Origin of the sequence: Bartonella occidentalis (genome assembly GCF_037070875.1) — a bacterium.
In the GTDB taxonomy this organism is placed as follows: Bacteria; Pseudomonadota; Alphaproteobacteria; order Rhizobiales; family Rhizobiaceae; genus Bartonella.
Map to the genome: position 1 here is coordinate 376,771 of NZ_JAYMZJ010000001.1, position 18,971 is coordinate 395,741.

General features: G+C 37.5%; 15 protein-coding genes. 5 read left to right on the top strand and 10 right to left on the bottom strand.

The features are described from left to right. Window positions 1-179 precede the first annotated feature (179 nt). Window positions 180-2,924 carry a DNA mismatch repair protein MutS gene (gene mutS / locus WCP78_RS01600; RefSeq protein WP_336278763.1) on the bottom strand — a complete coding sequence of 915 codons (2,745 nt, stop codon included), beginning with the start codon at window positions 2,922-2,924 and terminating at the stop codon, window positions 180-182. A 202-nt stretch (window positions 2,925-3,126) separates the two neighbouring features. On the opposite strand from mutS, the gene WCP78_RS01605 reads away from it, so the two are divergent. Then, window positions 3,127-5,427, top strand: a complete 2,301-nt coding sequence (locus WCP78_RS01605; protein ID WP_336278764.1) for an NADP-dependent malic enzyme — start codon at window positions 3,127-3,129, stop codon at window positions 5,425-5,427. Window positions 5,428-5,462: 35 nt separating this feature from the next. Here the strand turns inward: WCP78_RS01605 and secB are convergent, their stop codons facing one another. Together secB and WCP78_RS01615 are read right to left on the bottom strand one after the other, a co-directional pair. Beyond that, window positions 5,463-5,939 (bottom strand): protein-export chaperone SecB, encoded by a 477-nt coding sequence (gene secB / locus WCP78_RS01610; protein ID WP_336278765.1) that lies wholly within the window; start codon window positions 5,937-5,939, stop codon window positions 5,463-5,465. 140 nt (window positions 5,940-6,079) lie between these two features. Then, window positions 6,080-6,586: an FxsA family protein gene (locus WCP78_RS01615; RefSeq protein WP_336278766.1), complete on the bottom strand. Its 507-nt coding sequence runs from the start codon at window positions 6,584-6,586 to the stop codon at window positions 6,080-6,082. Between the two features lie 174 nt (window positions 6,587-6,760). On the opposite strand from WCP78_RS01615, the gene WCP78_RS01620 reads away from it, so the two are divergent. Together WCP78_RS01620 and WCP78_RS01625 are read left to right on the top strand one after the other, a co-directional pair. Next, window positions 6,761-7,453, top strand: coding sequence for a Tim44/TimA family putative adaptor protein (locus tag WCP78_RS01620; protein WP_336278767.1), 693 nt, complete (start codon window positions 6,761-6,763; stop codon window positions 7,451-7,453). Between the two features lie 49 nt (window positions 7,454-7,502). Beyond that, window positions 7,503-8,093, top strand: a complete 591-nt coding sequence (locus WCP78_RS01625) for a Smr/MutS family protein (protein WP_336278768.1) — start codon at window positions 7,503-7,505, stop codon at window positions 8,091-8,093. A gap of 427 nt (window positions 8,094-8,520) precedes the next feature. Here the strand turns inward: WCP78_RS01625 and WCP78_RS01630 are convergent, their stop codons facing one another. Beyond that, entirely contained in the window at window positions 8,521-9,528 is a 1,008-nt protein-coding gene (locus tag WCP78_RS01630) for an Hsp33 family molecular chaperone (RefSeq protein WP_336278769.1), read from the bottom strand. 996 nt (window positions 9,529-10,524) lie between these two features. Further along, on the bottom strand, window positions 10,525-11,733 hold the full coding sequence (locus WCP78_RS01635) for an aspartate aminotransferase family protein (protein ID WP_336278770.1): 1,209 nt from the start codon (window positions 11,731-11,733) through the stop codon (window positions 10,525-10,527). 450 nt (window positions 11,734-12,183) lie between these two features. Here WCP78_RS01635 and WCP78_RS01640 point away from each other — a divergent pair, with 450 nt between their 5' ends. Beyond that, on the top strand, window positions 12,184-12,717 hold the full coding sequence (locus WCP78_RS01640) for a GcrA family cell cycle regulator (protein WP_336278771.1): 534 nt from the start codon (window positions 12,184-12,186) through the stop codon (window positions 12,715-12,717). Window positions 12,718-12,849: 132 nt separating this feature from the next. On the opposite strand, the gene WCP78_RS01645 is transcribed toward WCP78_RS01640, so the two are convergent. The 5 genes from WCP78_RS01645 to ccmA are packed head-to-tail and all read right to left on the bottom strand — an operon-like array spanning window position 12,850 to window position 15,782. Further along, window positions 12,850-13,464, bottom strand: a complete 615-nt coding sequence (locus tag WCP78_RS01645; RefSeq protein ID WP_336278772.1) for a DsbE family thiol:disulfide interchange protein — start codon at window positions 13,462-13,464, stop codon at window positions 12,850-12,852. Continuing rightward, the gene (locus WCP78_RS01650) at window positions 13,439-13,690 is read right to left on the bottom strand and encodes a hypothetical protein (protein ID WP_336278773.1); all 252 of its coding nucleotides are present in this window, start codon (window positions 13,688-13,690) and stop codon (window positions 13,439-13,441) included. The genes WCP78_RS01645 and WCP78_RS01650 overlap by 26 nt, the downstream gene beginning before the upstream one ends. Window positions 13,691-13,702: 12 nt before the next feature. Beyond that, entirely contained in the window at window positions 13,703-14,458 is a 756-nt protein-coding gene (locus WCP78_RS01655) for a heme ABC transporter permease (protein WP_336278774.1), read from the bottom strand. 36 nt (window positions 14,459-14,494) lie between these two features. Further along, on the bottom strand, window positions 14,495-15,160 hold the full coding sequence (gene ccmB / locus WCP78_RS01660) for a heme exporter protein CcmB (RefSeq protein WP_336278775.1): 666 nt from the start codon (window positions 15,158-15,160) through the stop codon (window positions 14,495-14,497). After that, window positions 15,138-15,782 (bottom strand): heme ABC exporter ATP-binding protein CcmA, encoded by a 645-nt coding sequence (gene ccmA, locus WCP78_RS01665; RefSeq protein WP_336278776.1) that lies wholly within the window; start codon window positions 15,780-15,782, stop codon window positions 15,138-15,140. Before ccmA ends, ccmB begins: the two co-directional genes overlap by 23 nt. 301 nt (window positions 15,783-16,083) lie before the next feature. On the opposite strand from ccmA, the gene acnA reads away from it, so the two are divergent. After that, window positions 16,084-18,771: an aconitate hydratase AcnA gene (gene acnA, locus WCP78_RS01670; RefSeq protein WP_336278777.1), complete on the top strand. Its 2,688-nt coding sequence runs from the start codon at window positions 16,084-16,086 to the stop codon at window positions 18,769-18,771. The last annotated feature ends 200 nt before the right edge of the window (window positions 18,772-18,971 follow it).

An 18,971-nucleotide genomic window follows, 5' to 3' on the forward strand; every position in this document is an offset into this window, starting at 1 on the left:
CGCGTTTTGTCCTTTTTGGTATAAAAAATCTTACATAATAAGCTTACTCTACGTGCTCTGCATAAGCGGTTTCTTCATATACATTACGCTTTAAAATACATATAACAAAGAGAAATAGTAATACGAAAAATGGTCAGTGCAAACTAAAAATAATCAAGATAAAACTCTTTCTTAGTTTTTTATAAGGAGCCATTTTTCTCAAGTTGTTTGAGCCGATATAGCGCTTCTAAAGCATCTTTAGGAGAGAGTTCATCAGGATGAATATTTTGTAAAGCCTCATGAAGTACACAGTTCTCGGTTGTTTTTTTATTTATAGGAGATATTTCTTTGAGGGAAAATAGCGGTAAATCATCGATTAATTTATGTCTTTTCCCAGCCATTTCTCCTGTTTCTAATTGGTGGAGAACATCTGTGGCACGTGTAATAACTGCTGCGGGAAGTCCAGCAAGCTTTGCAACTTGTACTCCGTAGGATCTGTCAGCAGCTCCTGGTATGACTTCATGAAGAAAAACTATATCACCATCCCAATTATTAGCTTTCATTGTTACATTATGAAGGCGATCAAGTTTTTCTGTTAGTGCTGTCATTTCATGAAAATGCGTAGCAAGAATAGCACGGCAGCGGTTAACTTCATGGAGATATTCAACTGTTGCCCACGCAATTGAAAGTCCATCAAAGGTTGATGTTCCTCGCCCGATTTCATCAAGAATAACAAGAGAATGGCTACTAGCATGATTAAGAATCGTTGCTGTTTCGACCATTTCCATCATAAATGTTGAGCGTCCTCGTGCAAGGTCATCAGAAGCACCAACGCGACTAAATAAGCGATCAACAACACCTATATGGGCTGAAGTAGCTGGAACAAAAGAACCCATTTGCGCCATAATAGCAATAAGAGCATTTTGCCGCAAAAAGGTTGATTTTCCTCCCATATTAGGACCTGTCAGCAGCCAAATTGCTGCATATTGTTGATTTTTTTTTGCAGAGAGATCACAGTTATTGGCAATAAATGGTTCAGCTGCTTGCTTTCGTAGTGCTTGTTCTACGACAGGATGGCGGCCAGCGGTGATATGAAAAGTAAGCGACTGATCGATTGTAGGGCGACAATATCCTTGTTCTTCAGCTAAGTAAGCTAAAGCAACAGAGACATCTAAAATAGCAAGTGCTTCAGCAGCTTTGCGAATAAAATCTACCTGTTCGGTAATTTCACTAGCAAGAGTGTCAAAAATTTCTAGTTCAAGAGTCATAGCGTGGTTAGCTGCGTGTGCGATACGGCTTTCAAGTTCGGCAAGTTCTGTAGTGGTGAAGCGCATAGCATTTGCCATTGTTTGCCGATGAATAAAACGCACTTTTGCTTGCGGAGTATTGGTGAGAGCAGATGCCTGTGAATTGGTTACTTCGATGAAATAACCTAAGATGTTGTTATGCTTTATTTTGAGTGTTTTAATATCTGTTTCTTTGGAATATTCCGCTTGAAGTTCAGCGATAACACGACGCGATTCATCACGCAGAGCACGCATTTCATCTAGTTCTTCATTATAATGAGGGCGAATAAAACCACCATCACGTTTAAGCAATGGAAGATCATCTGCTAATGCTTGTGTTAAACGAAAGTGTAAAGCAGTCGGTAACTGTGAAAAAGTATGTTGTACATCACTTATTTCTTGAGGGAGTAATTCATTATTAAGAAGTTGATTAAGTTTATGAATAATTTCAAAACCACGCTTTATTGCAGCTATATCTCTTGGCCCTCCTCGTCCAAGAGCCAAACGAGAAACGGCGCGGGGCATATCTGATGCCCCTTTTAGAATGAGCTGTATTGCTTCTGCAAGAGATGTGTTGTGTAAAAAAAAGGAAATTGAATCTAAGCGCTGATCAATAGTCGAAGGCGTGGTTAAAGGAGAAATTAAACGATCAAGAAGAAGGCGTGACCCTCCTCCTGTTACAGTACGATCAATTGCTTTTAGCAAGCTTCCATCACGTTGACCTGATGTGGTTTTAACAAGCTCAAGACTTAATCTAGTTGCTGCATCAATAAAAAGGGTAGAACTTTCATTTTGCCGTTCAGGACGCATAAGAGGAGGGCGATGAGAAATTTGTGTTTTTTCTATATAACGAATAGCAGCAACGATTGCAGAGAGCTCTGGTCGCGAATAATCTGCAATACCTTCAAGGGTTGAGAGCTTAAAGTAACCACAAATATCACGTTCAGCAGTAATTGTATCAAAGAGACTAGCAGGTTGAGGTGAAGTAATTCTAGTGAGGACATTAAAAAGCGATTTGTGAGCCTGATCATGAAAAAAGGAATCAGCTACAATAATTTCTTGTGGATCCACGCGCATAATGTCTGCCAACAGTCTTTCATGGCGGCTTTCTATTACACGAAATATACCTGTTGAGATGTCAATCCAGGAAAGGGCAAATTCTTCTCCGTTATTGGTTTTAATGCGGGCAAGTGTCATCAGATAATTTGCACGGGTTGGGTCAAGAAGCTTTTCTTCAGTTATGGTTCCAGGCGTAACAAGACGAACAACATCGCGTCGAACGACTGATTTTGATCCACGTTTTTTAGCTTCTGCTGGGTCTTCTGTTTGCTCACAAACTGCAACGCGATAACCACAGGCGATCAATTTTTGTAAATAATCATCCGCAGAATGAACTGGAACACCACACATGGGAATGTCTTCACCAAGATGTTTTCCACGTGTCGTGAGTGTGATTCCTAAGGCCTGAGCAGCTTCAATTGCATCATTAAAAAAGAGTTCATAGAAATCTCCCATACGGTAAAAGAGAAGGGAATCGCTATTAACTGCTTTAATTTCTATATATTGCTCCATCATAGGTGTGGGGCGTTCTTTATAAGAAGCAGATCCAGATGCAGCCTGTGGGGTTAAACTATCTTTGCGGTCAGTCTTATCATCCATTTTATGCGGTCATTTCATTGTCTAAAGGTTTTGATACCTGTTTTTATTTACTGCAATATTTATCTCTATTATCTCTGAACTGAAACGCATAATCAGACCTGTGGAAAGTAAGCATAACGATTTATGACATATGAATCAAATTGAAAATCGGGTAAGGCATTATTGAATAAAGTTTACACTATTTTGGGAGAAGTTAAGCGAGATGAAGAATAGTGAGAATGATCAAAAAATGTGTCAAACGGTTTATACTGCAAGCGAGCAAGAAGCACTTGATTTTCATAGCCGTGGTCGGCCTGGAAAGCTTGAAATTGTTGCGACAAAGCCTATGGCAACACAGCATGATTTATCTCTTGCTTATTCGCCAGGTGTTGCTATTCCAGTTAAAGCAATTTCTCAAAATTCAGAGTTGGCTTATGACTATACAGCAAAAAGCAATCTTGTAGCTGTTATATCAAATGGGACTGCTATTTTGGGTTTAGGTAATTTGGGTGCACTTGCATCTAAGCCAGTTATGGAAGGTAAAGCAGTACTTTTTAAATGCTTTGCGGATATTGACGCAATTGATTTGGAAATTGATATAAATGATACGGAAAATTTTATTAATCTGGTACGTCATTTAGAACCTTCTTTTGGTGGCATTAATCTTGAAGATATTAAAGCACCTGAGTGTTTTATAATTGAAAGTCGCTTACGTGAAATAATGAATATTCCTGTTTTTCATGATGATCAACATGGCACAGCAATCATTGTAGCTGCTGGTGTACTCAATGCTTTGCATTTAACTGGGCGCGATATGGAAAATACACGGTTAGTTTGTAATGGCGCTGGTTCTGCAGGAATTGCTTGTATTGAACTTATTAAGGCAATGGGATTTCGACCTGAAAACATTATATTATGCGATACTAAGGGTGTTGTTTATGAAGGTCGTAAAGAGGGGATGAATCAGTGGAAATCTGCTCATGCTATCCAAACTGAGAAACGCACTCTCGCTGAGGCGATGGAAGGCGCTGATATGTTTTTTGGGGTTTCTGCTAAAGGCGCAATTACTCCTGAAATGGTAAAATCAATGGCACCAAATCCAATTATTTTTGCTATGGCCAATCCTGATCCAGAAATTACGCCAGAAGAGGTTATGCAAGTGCGGAATGATGCTATCATCGCGACAGGTCGTTCTGATTATCCTAATCAAATTAATAATGTTCTTTGTTTTCCCTATATATTTCGTGGTGCACTTGATGTGCGGGCGACGGTTATCAATGAAGATATGAAAATTGCTGCAGCAAGAGCTCTTGCAAATTTAGCTCACGAGGATGTACCAGACAGCGTTGCGGAAGCTTATCACGGAAAGCGGTTAAAATTTGGTTCAAATTATATTATTCCTGTCCCTTTTGATCCTCGTTTGTTTACTGTTGTCTCAATTGCAGTGGCAAAAGCGGCAATGGAAAGTGGAGTTGCGCGAAAGCGCATTGATGACTTAGAGGCTTATGAGCGTGATTTGAACGCAAGACGTGATCCCATTTCTTCAATGATGCGCGGTGTTTATAATCATGTTCATCAAGAACCAAAACAAATTGTTTTTGCAGAAGGAGAAGAAGAGCAGGTAATACGTGCAGCTGTTTCTTATATTCATCAAAAATTAGGGGGAGCAATTTTAATTGGCTTTGAAGAGAGAATTAAGGAAACTGCTGCTAGCGCTGGAATTGATCTTAAGCACGAAGGCCTTTCCATTATGAATGCCAAGCTTTCTTGTCGTACTGACAATTATGCTAATTATCTCTATAAAAAAATGCAACGCCAAGGTTGGTTGTTGCGTGATTGTTATCGTCGTATCAATAACGATCGCAACTATTTTGCTGCTTGTATGGTGGCATTAGGGGATGCTGATGCGATGGTGACAGGGGTAACACGCAATTATGAAACAGCATTGATCGATATCTGTAGGGTCATTGATAAGAAACCAAAAGAACGATTAATTGGTATTTCAATGGCCATTTGCCGTGGACGAACTGTATTCATTGCAGATACAGCTGTTTATGAGAATCCTAATGCTGAGGAACTTGCTGATATAGCAGAACAGACGGCTTCTTTTGTCGGTGGGCTGGGGTATCAGCCGCGGGTAGCATTTTTAGCATTTTCTACTTTTGGGTATAAGAGAGGACAGGTTACACAGAATATTCAGGATGCCGTTAATATTTTGCATAAGCGTAAGGTTGATTTTGAATTTGATGGAGAGATGAGTGCTGATGTGGCACTAAATTTGAAATTAATGCAACAGTATCCTTTTATGGGCTTAAAAGAACCTGCTAATATTTTGGTAATGCCTGGATACCATACATCTTCCATTGCTATTAGAATGTTGCAGGAGCTTGGTGAAGCAACAATTATTGGTCCTATTTTGATTGGATTAGAAAAATCTGTTCAAATTGTACCATTTAGTGGAAATGATACGGATGTCGTTAATATAGCAACACTTGCTGCTTATCACGCGAAAAAAGGCATCTGACACTCCAGAGCCTTTTTATAATAAAAAATAAATTTTTAAGATTGTTGTGTCTGATTGTCTTTTTGTTCTTCAGCTATACGCTTTTGAAATAAGGCTGCGAAATCAATCGGATCAATCCACAAAGGTGGGAAACCACCATTTTGTGTGGCATCGGACACAATTTGCCGAGCAAATGGGAATAAAAGACGTGGACATTCAATAAAAACAAGCGGCATAATATGTTCTTGAGGAATATTTTTAAGGTGGAAAACACCACCGTAAATTAACTCTACATGAAATAATACCTCAGTATCATCATTTGCTTTGACTGAAAGAGACAAAACGACATCATAATTGTCATCACCAATTGGATTAGCGTTAACATTAATGTCTATATCAATTTTTGGTGCTTTTTCACGTGGATGTAATGAACGAGGAGCACTTGGGTTTTCAAATGAAAAATCTTTCAAATACTGGGTTAATACAGCAAAAACTGGCTCTTCACCGTTGTTGTTAATCTCACCTTCAGCCATATTACGAACCTCTCATATAAGTATGTACTTCTGTTTCAGATATAAAGAAAAAGTTGGTTATCATGCCTTGTAAAAGGTTGCAAGGAACGCACTTCTTTTCTTTAATTATTTTTATATCTCTCGCAGATTTTTGGGACATTTCAATGATTATCATCGTTTTTATACCATGGCGATTCTTTACTATTATAAATTTGATAATCTTCTGGTTGAAGCTCAATTATTTTTTCAGATTCATTTTTTGTGTTAGCATTATTTTTATTATAGCTATTGGTTTTGTTGTTAAATGACAAAAATAAATACCAGACAATAGTGCGAACCGGTTTAATAAGGAGCAGTATCCCCAAAGTATCGCTTACAAACCCAGGAAGAATGAGTAAAATTGCGCTAATGATAATGAAAGTATCATCGATTATATAATTTTTAAATGTACGTCTTTCTATAAATTCACGCTGTATATTTTTAAAAAGGCTAATACCTTTAATTCGCAATAAAATGCTTCCAGCCATTGTTGTTAAGACAACCAAACTCAAAGTTGCTAAAATTCCAATTTTTTTGCCAACAAAGATAAAACCAGCGATTTCTATCAAGAGAGCGCTGAGGGTGATGGTAACAAAAAAGCGAGGGTTTATATAATAAGGCTTGATCACATGAAAGTTTCCTTTTTAAAACTTAGGGTGGAAAATTATATTCAAAGCTATCTTTTTTAACTTAAATAAGAAATTATAAAAATATTTGAATGATAAATTCCCTATTTTACATGTTTATTGATAAATGATATTGACTGCAATATTTATTATAAATCATCTTAGGTTTGTGTTCCCATGGAATTTGACGTCATACTTGTCATAGCTCTTGTTATTATGGTTGTTGTTTTTGTGCAACTGCGTAATGTGTTAGGAAAACGGATTGGTTTTGAAAAACCTCCCTTTGATCCTTATTCTAGTCGTTCTAAAAAACAGATTGATGCAGAAACAGATGACAATGTTATTTCGTTCCCTCATCAAGTCAATTCGCAAAAAAGTGATTTTAGTGACATTGATGCAATTTCACCTGAAGGCAGTGCATTAAATAATGGTTTGAGAGCAATACGCCAGGGTGATCCTAACTTTTCTCCTCAATCTTTCATAAAGGGTGCTCAGATTGCTTATGAAATGATTGTGACAGCTTTTGCTAAAGGGGATCGCGATCAACTTAAGATGTTGCTTTCTCATGATGTTTTTGAGAGTTTTTGTGCAGCTATTGATAGGCGCGAAGAGAATAATGAAAGAGTTGAGTTTACTTTTGTTGGAATTAATAAGATCGAGTTTGTCGCGGCAAAAATGCAAGAAAAGGAACAGTTTTTGACCGTGCGTATTGTTAGTGAAATAATTTCTGTTACTTACAATGCGCAGGGAGAATGTATCGATAGTGATCCCAATACTATTGTAGAAATTAGGGATGTTTGGACTTTTGTTCGTAATAGCCTCTCTTCGGATCCAAATTGGAAGCTTTGTGCAACAGAAGATGAAAATTAAGACGTTTTTTGCTCATAAATCGTATGAATAAGATTTATTAGGAATTGAAATGGCTGCGGGTGAAAGGAGAAAAAAAAGAGATCCATTAGCTCTACAGGATCGTCTTTTATGGGAGATGGTTTGTCGTACCACGATACCGCTGCATGATAAGTTGCATTCTTCTCTCCCAGAAGATGCTGAGAATATCAAAAATAAGAAACAAAGTGTGACACAAATTCATCAATTTTCTCATAAAAAACAGCAGAGAAAAATGATGGTTAAAGGAGAAAAAAATTCAATTGCGCAAGCACATAAAGTTCGCTTCTTAGATCATATTACACATCGTAAAATTTCTAAAGGCCATTATCCCATTGAAGCTCGCCTTGATCTTCATGGTCTTACACAGGATGAAGCATACTTTTTCTTGAAAAAATTTCTACAATCATCTCAGAAAAATGGATTGCGTTATGTCCTTGTAATCACAGGGAAAGGTCGATCGCCTGGAAGTGATGGAATTCTATTTCAGTTTGTTCCTCATTGGTTGTTAACACCAGCTTTTCGATATTATGTTCATGAATTTGAGCAAGCTGCTCATCAACATGGGGGGTGTGGTGCGCTTTATATTCGGTTGCGTCGTTTTGCGCTGGATGAAAGGATGTGATGATCTTTTTAATGTTTTAGATTTTCTTAAATATGTTATCTTATTAAGCCATATGAGAGCAAAAAATTGCAATTTTTACCAGTAATCTCTCCCATTATGGCATTTTATAAACAAGTTCTCGCATTGCTAAACAAAAGTTATGAAGCAATGAATTATGTGGTTAAGATCTAAAATATTGTATAGGTTTTAATAAACTTTATTTTTTAGCAGCTAAGTTCCTATTTGCGGCATTGTTTTTTAATAAAAGCGTACAAGGTGTATAGCTGATATTTTATAAAAGTATAATCATGTGAGCAATGAGAGAGTATTTATTTTAAGAAGAGACAAAAAGCGTTCTTGAATTGGAGCACGATATTTCTAGGATTCTGTAAGTAAGTAAATTAGTTTTTGATGCAATCAGCATTTTCTTTATGATGGAGAATGTTTTTCACGTTTTTTCAGAAAGTTCTTGTGGCTTAAAACGATGAGTCGTTGAGCAAAATTCACATGTGACTGAAATATACTTGTTTTGAATCATTTTTACGCGTTCATCAGTGGGAAACCCTTCCAATATTTCTTTAATTTTTGGGCGTGAACATGAACACTGATTTATAATAGGAAGGGGTTTAAAAACTCTAACACCTTGTTCATGAAAAAGACGGAACAACAGTTGTTTGCTACCAACTTGTGGATCTGTGAGCTCTGTATCATTAATGGTTGCAGTAAGTATTTTTGTTTCTTGCCATTGATCTTCAAGGTGGATACGGGTTTTTATTTCTTCTGGTTGTTTATCTGATTCAGATATTTTGTTATAAGGGAATGTTTGGGGCAAGAGTTGTGTCAAAATTCCTCCAGCTCGCCAGATTTTTTGTGATTTTCCTTGCTGGTTGCGTTTAATTAAGATAGCGACTGCCAGATGGATATCGGTGGGTATTTGCTCGGATTGATCAAAATAGGTACGGGCAACTTCTTGTAAATTTGATCCATCTAATGCAACAATTCCTTGATAGCGTTGCGTATAGGCGCCTTGATCGATAGTGAGAGCTAAAGTTCCTTTGCCAAGCAGTTCTTTTGAGGATATCTGGCCATTGGCTATAGCTTGTTTTAGATTTTTTTCATCAAAACGAGCATAGCCGCGTAGACCCGAAGGAGGAGAAAAATCGCACACCAGCATATTGACTGGTCCATCGGAATGAGTTTGTAAAATAAACTTTCCCTTGAGTTTTAGGGAAGTGCCAAGCAAAACAGTCAGAACTAAAGCTTCCGCTAAAAGATAAGAAACAGGTTCAGGATATTGATGTTGTGTGAGGATAGAATTTACAGCTTTTCCAAGCTGTACGACACGACCACGAATATCAAGCTCTTTAACTTGAAAGGGAGTCACGGTATCATCTTCACTCAAGTAGATGTTACTGAAAGAGGTTTCATTTTGGGCTTGTTCGTGCTCTTCGCTCATATTCTTGGCCTTTTTGTATGATTTGTTTTGGCGAGGTTATTGTGAAGAGAAAAGCGTATCTTGTAAACATCGTGAATTACTTTTTGAGGGGCTAAAATGGTTTTCAGCTTCATCAAAAATAAAATATGGTTTATCAAATACAAAATCCATGATTTCTTCGTCATAATGAATGGGTAGACAATACAAGTTCTAATATTCGTGATTATGATCGTGGTGCATTTCTAATATCATAGATACGCATGCGTGGTGGCAGTGTATTTATGTAATATTGGTATTGATTGTGTGGTTGAGATACATGAGTGCTTACGAACAAGAAATTTCTATTTCAAAGAATTTTTACATACCCATGTTGCTGTAATTAAAATTTTGAGCAATTTTGGGAGGAGAGGGGGATGGTAAAAATGACTTTTATTTCATATGCTCTTTATAAGATTAACACATTATTATCGTGCAGTTTATTATCTTTTAACATAGTAAGATTGCCTATGAGAAAGAAAGTTTGTGTATTGATGAAGGAATGGGTTAACATTGTTATCTCCGTTTAGTGAATATTTTGGAGCAATTAATCTACGGTGTTCTTATAGATAAGGATGTTTGATATAAATTTGGCAAAAATCTATATCGTAGTAAAGTATATTGGCAATAATTTTACAGGAATACCGATTTATATACCAATTAGAGCATTTCACAATATGTTCTGTAGCCTGCAGCAGTGGTATAATGGTATTTGGAAGTGAATAATAGTATGTGCGCTATATTCATAAATGTTTACTGTGTCCGAGCTGCTCTTCTAAATCATTGATAGTGTTTCCATTAAGCAATATCAAATAAAAAGCCTGCGTATAGATTATTTAATTAATAAAAATCATAGCCAGTGTTTTAGCAAAAAAGATGTTGAATTTTTTGCTTTAAGGAACATTTCATCATCGATAAAAAATGCGCTTTTTGCGAGAATGAAATAAACAAAGCAAAGCAATAAAAGGATGATAAGCTATTTTATGAACGTTTTTCGTTTTTATTTGTTTGCGAAAGATGAGAAATTACTTTTTCAATGCGATGTAAAACCTCATTTACTTCTTCTTCAGTTATAATAAGAGGAGGTAATAGGCGCACCATGTTGTTATTGGCACCAACACTCAAAATATATTCATTTTCTAACGCGTTGATTACAATATGCGAGGGGATAATGCATTGAATGCCTACCATAAGACCCATGCCGTGAATTGCGCATATAATATCAGGATAAGCGTTGCAAATAGTCAAAAGCCCATTTTTTAATTTATGCCCCATGCATTGAACATGATGGAGGAAGCCAGGTTCTAATATAACATCAAGAACACTATTGCCAACGGCTAGACCAAGAAGGTTTCCTCCAAAAGTTGATCCATGAGTTCCTGGTGTCATACTTTTTGCGGCTTTATCTGTTGCGAGACAAGCTCCCAACGGAAACCCACCACCCAGTCCTTTTGCAAGAGTAAGAATATCAGGTATGATATTACTCCATTCATAAGCAAATAATTTTCCTGTCCTTCCAATACCAGTTTGGACTTCATCTAAAATGAGCAATATATGATTATCATCGCATATTTTGCGTAAAAGCTTTAAATTTTCATGAGATACTTCTCGTATTCCTCCTTCTCCTTGAATAGGTTCAATAAGAATGGCAGCTGTATTTTTATTGATTGCGCTACGCAAGGCAATTTCATCAAAGAATGGAATTTGAAGAAATCCGCCAGCTTTGGGTCCAAAGCCCTCAAGATATTTTTCTTGTCCGGTTGCAGCAAGTGTTGCAAGTGTGCGTCCGTGAAATGCTCCTTCGAAAGTAATGATTTCAACGCGTTCTGGATGACCAGATGCATAATGATAGTGACGCGCAGTTTTGAATGCGCATTCTAATGCTTCAGCACCAGAATTGCAGAAAAAGACCTTATCAGCAAAACTATTCCTACAAAGCCGTGCAGCAAAAGCTTCTTGTTCAGGTGATTGGAAAAGATTGGAAACATGCCATAGTTTTTCAGCTTGTGTTTTAAGCGCATCAACTAACTTTGGATGCGCATACCCTAGCGCATTAACAGCAATACCAGACGTGCAATCAAGATAAGATTTCCCTTTATCAGACATAAGCCATACACCATCACCTCGTTTAAAACACAAATTACGTCGAGTAAAGCACGTATAAAGTGGCTGTATAATAGTGGTATTCATTATTATTTCCTTTATATTTGAGCTCTACAATACAACAGAAAACAATGCTGTATCTGTTACCTGATATAATTTTAGTGTTTCATTACGAGATTACATGATAGATGATTGCATTGATGAGAAAAAGTCAATGAAGGTTTTGGAAAGATTCATCTGTATGAAAAAGTTTTGAGAAAAAATGGCAATTTTATCTATGATTGATTCGCAAGTTGGGGAAAACAGTGTAAATAGTCTTTTCAAAAGAGAAAGACTCTTGTCATTGAGTTAATGCGTATTGTAGTTTAAATTGGCAAGCAAAGTTGTGCTTCGATTTGTAAATTCCACAGATTGAGTGAGGTTTTTGTGCTCTGGTAGAGTATGAAAATTTTTTGTTTAGCTATTAAAAACATGATTGGGACATTTGAAGGTGCAACGGGGCGCATCTCAATGAGATGATCGAAATGGAGTGCTGATATGGGTTGGACATGTGAACGCGTTGAACTTCTTAAGAAGTTGTGGAGTGAAGGTTTAAGTGCAAGTCAGATTGCGGCTCAGTTAGGTGGAGTCAGCAGAAATGCAGTGATCGGTAAGGTGCATCGATTGAAATTACCAGGACGTGGGAAGACAGCACAGGCAGTATCGCGTGCGCAAAAGACGCTCGCTACTACTAGTCCATCAGCACAGCGGATGCGGCGCTCTACATCAACAATATTGCCAACAAGTTCTTCATCTTGCAATGTTGGAACGGCAGCTTTAGATGTAGATTTTGTCTCTGATGATGTAACTGAAATTGAAATATCTGAAAAATCAAATGTGGTTGTGCCTATATCACGCCACCTTAATCTTTTACAGCTGAGTGAAAACACATGTAGGTGGCCAGTTGGAGATCCTTTGTCGTCAGATTTTTATTTTTGTGGTGCTGATTCTGGTGAAAGTAGTCCTTATTGTGCCTTTCATGCTAAGATAGCATTTCAGCCAATATCTGAGAAACGACGGATTAGAGTATGATATTCATGGTGTTCTCGTATTGATTTTTTGTATCCTATTATTGAGTGTTAGTTTGAATATATATTAGTCAACAAGATTCGCTCTTTCGCTGTTAAAAGGAATTTTTTTACGGGGCGTTTCTTATTTAAGGTTTCAGTGTTGTTGTATGGTGATGTGCTTTGGATGTACTGTCTCTGTCGCTATAGCTTTTTCGATGTGTGGCAGGAATTTTTCTTTATAAATTTGCCATGTTAAAGGGCCAACATGTTTGGTGATGACAATGCTATCTTTGTCTAAAAGAAAAGTTTCTGGTGGTCCATATACTCCCCAATTAATAGCTGTATATCCTGAAATATCAAAGCCAATAAATTTAAAAGGATTGCCAAAGTTTGTCAGAAAGCGTTGGGCATTCTCTTTATTATCCTTAAAATTAATTCCAATAAGATCAAAACGTTGATCTTGTGCAATCTGCATAAGAAAAGGATGCTCTTTGCGACAAGGTAAGCACCAGGATCCCCAAAAATTGATCAATGTTACGCGTCCTTTAAACTGTTTCGAATTTAAATAATTTTCATTATTAAATAAAGGAAGATTGATTTTTGGAGCAGGTTTTCCAGCCAATGCATTTGGAACAGGAGAGTTACTGTTTGGATACTTGCTATCCATAAAGCTAAGGAAAAGCATAATAAAAAGCAAAAATGGTATCAAAAGACCAAATAAGATAGGAAAAGATATATCTTTTTTAGGTTTGTGATGGGTGGTTTTCATTATACTTTTCTTTGTGAAACAATTCTTTTTCTTTAAGTTTCCACAGTATTTTTTTCTGATGTATACCTTTACGGAGAATGTGTCCAATAAGACAAAGAAGAGAAATGGCGGAAAGAATATAGCTTAATACAACAATTTGTTCGCGGTGAAGAGTTCCAAGGAAGAAATCAATATTCTGAGATAGATTTCCTAAAAGCACACTTTCTATGCTGTTTATGTTAAGCATGATAAAGGTTCCTTAATTTCGTGTACTATGAGCTTTTTTTATCTGAAGTGTTTGGATGTAACGATTGTCGATTTCATTTCGCATAGCCATTAAATATAATAAAACAAACATAAAGGTAAAACAAAATATCATTGTTATGAGGGGCCATAACATAGAGCGGTCAATTGTTGTTCCCCCTGAACGCAAAAGAGACGCTGATTGGTGAAGTGTGTTCCACCAATTAACAGAAAATTTAATAATGGGAATATTGACAAATCCAACTAATGTTAAAATTGCTGTAGCGCGTGCAGCTTTTGTTTTATTATCAAAAGCATGGGCAAGCATGATAATGGCAAGATAAATAAAAAACAAGATCAAGACGGATGTTAGTCGGGCATCCCACACCCACCATGTTCCCCATGTAGGGCGCCCCCAAAGAGCTCCTGTCATTAAGGCTAAGGCTGTAAACGTTGCACCAATAGGCGCTCCACATTTGAGTGCTACATCAGCAAGACGGTACTTCCAAATGAGGCTTCCTAATGCAGCAGCACTCATTATCGTATAACAGAACATAGATAACCACGCGAAGGGTACATGAATGTACATAATCTTAACGGTTATTCCTTGTTGATAATCATCAGGAGAATGTACAATCAAAATCATCCCTAAGATAAGAAAACACAATGTTATGGCTGTTATCCAAGGTAAAATTGTACTGCTTATTTTCATAAAACGAGCTAGACTTGCGAAGGGCAATTCCATTTTGTATGTGCGAGATGTTTCGTTCATGAACCTATAATAGGCAGATTTTAGCTATACAGCAATCTATTCTGATAAATATCTAAGCGTTATAGCTGTAATGAAAGAACTAAAAAGACTTAAAAGAAGCGAAAAAGCGACGAGAAGAGCTAAGGCAGAGAGGAAGGAGATATTTGGATTTGTTGGAGCTATAGCAACCGCAATGCCAAAAATCAGGATTGGAATAACCCATGGTAAAATTATGATGAAAATGAGAAGAGTGCTGTGTAGCAATGATGTCGCTAACGCAGCTCCGACAGCACCAATAAAAATAATTGCTGGTGTTCCACATAAAAGGGCGAGTATTGTCGTAAAAGTTGTTGTTGTATCTAAATGAAGCATGACTGCCAAAATAGGGGTTGCGAAAATAAGGGGAAGTATATTTCCTGCCCAATGAGCTAGGCATTTAATAAATACAATCAGCATTAAGCTTTGTCTTTGTCCAAAAAGTATGAATTGATCAAGGCTTCCGTCATCGCGATCAGTTTGGAAAAGTTTATTCAAATTTAGAAGTCCTGCGAGAAGAGCTCCAAACCATAATATACCTGGGCCTATTTGTGCGAGAATTTTGGGATTTGGTCCTATTGTGAAGGGGGTTATTACAATAACTGCGATAAAAAACAAAAGTCCTGTTAATGAAGAAGCTTGTGGCGCTAGGGTTAATCTGAGATCACGCCAGAACAGTGCTTTCATCCTTTTTCCTCCAAGTAGGTAAAAATTTTTCTAGTACGATTCTATGATCTTCTGGAATAGCGAGTGGTATATGAGTTGTCATTATGATCATACCACCTTGGTTTAGATGATGTTGAAAAAGGTTTGCTAGGGTAATCTGAGCATGGCTGTCAAGTCCAGCTATTGGCTCATCTAAAATCCAAATAGGACGGTAAGATAGCAAAAACCGGGCAAGAGCTACACGTCTTTTTTGTCCGGTTGACAAAACACTGAAAGGTAAGTGTCCAAGATTAGAAAGACCAATATCTGTAAGCGCTTCGTGTGGGTTGCGCATATGTTGTCCGTAAAAATCTGACCAAAACCTTAGATTATCTATGACGGATAAGGAGGATTTCATAGCATTTTGGAACCCTAGATAATGACATGCTGTTGCCACAGGGTATGTTTGTTCGTGATCTTTTAGTGTAACGTGACCTTCGGTCGCTTCAAGAAGACCAGCAATGATTCGCAGTAATGTAGATTTTCCGATGCCATTGCAGCCCGTGATTGTCATAAGCTGTTGGGGCAATAAACAAAAAGAAAGACCCTGAAACAGAACTTCTTCATTTCTTTGTGCTGTTATATCTTTGCCCAATAATAGCATATAAATTGCCTATTTGCTGTTATTTCTGTAATCTTTATTGCATTATGAAATAAAAAACACGTTATTTTATGTAATTGTACTAGAATAGTTCTAGAAATAGTTCTATAACCCATATGTTGCGCAAGCCCCCGCGGTGTAGAGCAGTCTTTAGCACCGATTTCCGAATTTGCTTATAAATAAGGCGGAGGAGAAAATAAAGTGCGGAGGTGACTGCGTCTGTACTCAAGCTGTGACCTTGACTCGTAGTTTGTGTTGTTTATTCCGGGAAATTGGGTAGTTTTAAGTACGAGGGTGGATGGTTATGTCTCAAATTGATAGCTTTAATTGTCGTAAAACTTTAAATGTGGGTGGCAAAGAATATAGTTATTACAGCTTAATGGAAGCAGAAAAGAACGGGCTTCAAGGTATTTCTCGTTTGCCGTTTTCGATGAAGGTTATTCTAGAAAATTTATTACGATTTGAAGATGGTCGAACGGTCAAGAAAGAGGACATATTAAACGTTGTTAAGTGGTTAAATGATAAAGGCAGAGCAGGTGCTGAAATTGCTTATCGTCCTGCACGCGTCCTCATGCAAGATTTTACAGGTGTTCCAGCAGTTGTTGACCTTTCTGCAATGCGTGACGCTATGGTCACACTTGGGGGTGATGCTAAAAAAATCAATCCACTTATTCCTGTCGATCTTGTTATTGATCATTCTATTATCGTTGATAATTTTGGGAATTCCACAGCTTTTAAGGATAATGTTGAGCATGAATATGAACGCAATAGTGAACGTTACCGTTTCCTTAAATGGGGGCAGCAAGCTTTTCAAAATTTTCGCGTTGTTCCTCCAGGAACGGGGATTTGTCACCAGGTTAATCTGGAATATTTAGCACAATGTGTGTGGACGAAAGATGAAGAAAATTATCAAATGGTTTATCCTGATACGTGTGTGGGAACTGATTCGCATACGACTATGGTGAATGGTTTAGGTGTATTGGGATGGGGTGTTGGTGGTATTGAAGCAGAAGCTGCAATGCTGGGACAGCCGGTTTCTATGCTATTACCTGAAGTTATTGGTTTTCGTTTAACAGGTAGGCTTAAAGAAGGTGTGACGGCTACTGATTTAGTGCTAGCAGTGACACAAATTTTACGAAAGAAGGGTGTTGTCGGTAAGTTTATTGAGTTTTTTGGTTCTGGTTTGGAGCATATGACGCTTGCTGATCGCGCAACGATTGGGAATATGGCTCCTGAATATGGGGCAACATGTGGCTTTTTCCCAATCGATAAAGAAACAGTTCATTATCTTCATATGACAGGACGAGATGAAAGCCGGATTGCTTTAGTGGAAGCTTATTCTAAAGCGCAAGGGATGTGGCATGACGAAACTGTATCCGATCCCATTTTTAGTGATATAATTGAATTAGATATGGGGAGTGTTGTACCTTCTATGGCTGGTCCTAAACGGCCTGAAGGGCGTCTTGCATTGGAAAATGTTGGTCAAGGCTTTGAGACGGCACTGGTCAATGATTATAAGAAGACTGTTGTGAAAGATGATCGTTATCGGGTTGAAGGTGAAGAATACGAGCTTGGTCATGGAGATGTGGTGATTGCCGCGATTACTTCATGCACAAATACATCAAACCCAAGTGTTCTTATTGCTGCAGGTCTTTTGGCGCGCAATGCTGTGGCGAAAGGTCTTAAGAGCAAGCCATGGGTTAAGACTTCTCTTGCGCCTGGTTCTCAAGTCGTTGAAGCTTACCTTCTTAATTCAGGACTTCAAAAAGATTTGGATGCATTAGGATTTAATTTGGTAGGTTTTGGATGTACAACATGCATTGGAAATTCTGGGCCTTTATTTCCAACGATTTCTAAAACGATTAATGATAATGGTTTAATTGCAGCAGCCGTTCTTTCTGGAAATCGTAACTTCGAGGGGCGAGTATCGCCTGATGTGCAAGCAAATTATTTAGCTTCGCCGCCATTAGTTGTTGCACATGCTTTGGCAGGAACGGTACGTAAAGATTTAACTAAAGAGCCTCTTGGTGAAGGTTTAGATGGTCAGCCAGTTTATTTAAGAGACATTTGGCCTACTTCTAAAGAAATAGAGGAATTTATCGAAAAGAATGTTACGCGTAAGATCTTTGCCGAAAAATATGCTGATGTATTTCAGGGAGATGAAAATTGGCAAAAAGTACAGGTTCCTACGGGTGTTACTTATTCTTGGGATGAGCAATCAACATATGTGCGTAATCCACCTTATTTTGATAATATGAAGAAAATTCCTGACGTATTATCAGATATTAAGGATGCAAGGATTTTAGGTTTGTTTGGTGATAAAATTACGACAGATCATATTTCTCCTGCTGGATCCATTAAGGTTGATTCCCCTGCTGGAAAATATTTGATTGATCATGGTGTTAAAGTAGCTGACTTTAATCAATATGGAACCCGTCGTGGAAATCATGAAGTTATGATGCGTGGAACTTTTGCTAATATTCGTATTCGGAACTTTATGTTAGGAGAAAACGGTCGTGAAGGAGGCTATACAATTCATTATCCGTCGGGGAAGGAGCAGGCAATTTATGATGCAGCAATGGCATATAAACAAGAAGGGGTTCCTCTCGTTATTTTTGCTGGTATAGAATATGGAAATGGATCATCGCGTGATTGGGCGGCTAAGGGAACCAATCTTCTTGGTATAAAAGCAGTTATTGCTCAGTCTTTTGAGCGAATTCATCGCTCTAATTTGGTCGGTATGGGAATTGTTCCCTTTGTGTTTGAAGAAGGTGCGAGTTGGCAATCGTTTGGTTTAAAGGGAGATGAAAAGGTAACGATTGAAGGGATTAATGACTTGAAGCCTCGCCAAAAGACTGTAGCAACAATCACTTTTGTTGATGGAACAGTAAAACACATTCCATTATTGTGTCGTATTGATACTGAAGATGAATTGGATTATTTACATCACGGTGGTATTTTGCAATATGTTCTAAGAAATTTAGCGGTCTAAACCGTATTGATTTGTTTAAGACGTCAATTTTTAGATGAGTGTTAAAAGGTTGTGTGGCAGTTTTTTATCTTCATCTTTGAAAATTTGATTGACGTTAATTCTAGGATTGCGTTATAGATTTCCTAATTATCAGCGGCTTTATAGCTTTACTTGGGTTTTTGTATTGGTAGAGGTATCCTTGAGGATATCCTATCAATGAG

Coding starts and splice junctions, on each gene's coding strand:
- WCP78_RS01645 (WP_336278772.1), bottom strand. CDS start 13,464: ATGAAAACCACCCATCACAAACCTAAAAAAGATATATCTTTTCCTATC.
- WCP78_RS01630 (WP_336278769.1), bottom strand. CDS start 9,528: ATGAGCGAAGAGCACGAACAAGCCCAAAATGAAACCTCTTTCAGTAAC.
- WCP78_RS01620 (WP_336278767.1), top strand. CDS start 6,761: ATGGAATTTGACGTCATACTTGTCATAGCTCTTGTTATTATGGTTGTT.
- WCP78_RS01635 (WP_336278770.1), bottom strand. CDS start 11,733: ATGAATACCACTATTATACAGCCACTTTATACGTGCTTTACTCGACGT.
- WCP78_RS01605 (WP_336278764.1), top strand. CDS start 3,127: ATGAAGAATAGTGAGAATGATCAAAAAATGTGTCAAACGGTTTATACT.
- acnA (WP_336278777.1), top strand. CDS start 16,084: ATGTCTCAAATTGATAGCTTTAATTGTCGTAAAACTTTAAATGTGGGT.
- ccmA (WP_336278776.1), bottom strand. CDS start 15,782: ATGCTATTATTGGGCAAAGATATAACAGCACAAAGAAATGAAGAAGTT.
- ccmB (WP_336278775.1), bottom strand. CDS start 15,160: ATGAAAGCACTGTTCTGGCGTGATCTCAGATTAACCCTAGCGCCACAA.
- WCP78_RS01625 (WP_336278768.1), top strand. CDS start 7,503: ATGGCTGCGGGTGAAAGGAGAAAAAAAAGAGATCCATTAGCTCTACAG.
- secB (WP_336278765.1), bottom strand. CDS start 5,939: ATGGCTGAAGGTGAGATTAACAACAACGGTGAAGAGCCAGTTTTTGCT.
- WCP78_RS01650 (WP_336278773.1), bottom strand. CDS start 13,690: ATGCTTAACATAAACAGCATAGAAAGTGTGCTTTTAGGAAATCTATCT.
- WCP78_RS01655 (WP_336278774.1), bottom strand. CDS start 14,458: ATGAACGAAACATCTCGCACATACAAAATGGAATTGCCCTTCGCAAGT.
- WCP78_RS01640 (WP_336278771.1), top strand. CDS start 12,184: ATGGGTTGGACATGTGAACGCGTTGAACTTCTTAAGAAGTTGTGGAGT.
- mutS (WP_336278763.1), bottom strand. CDS start 2,924: ATGGATGATAAGACTGACCGCAAAGATAGTTTAACCCCACAGGCTGCA.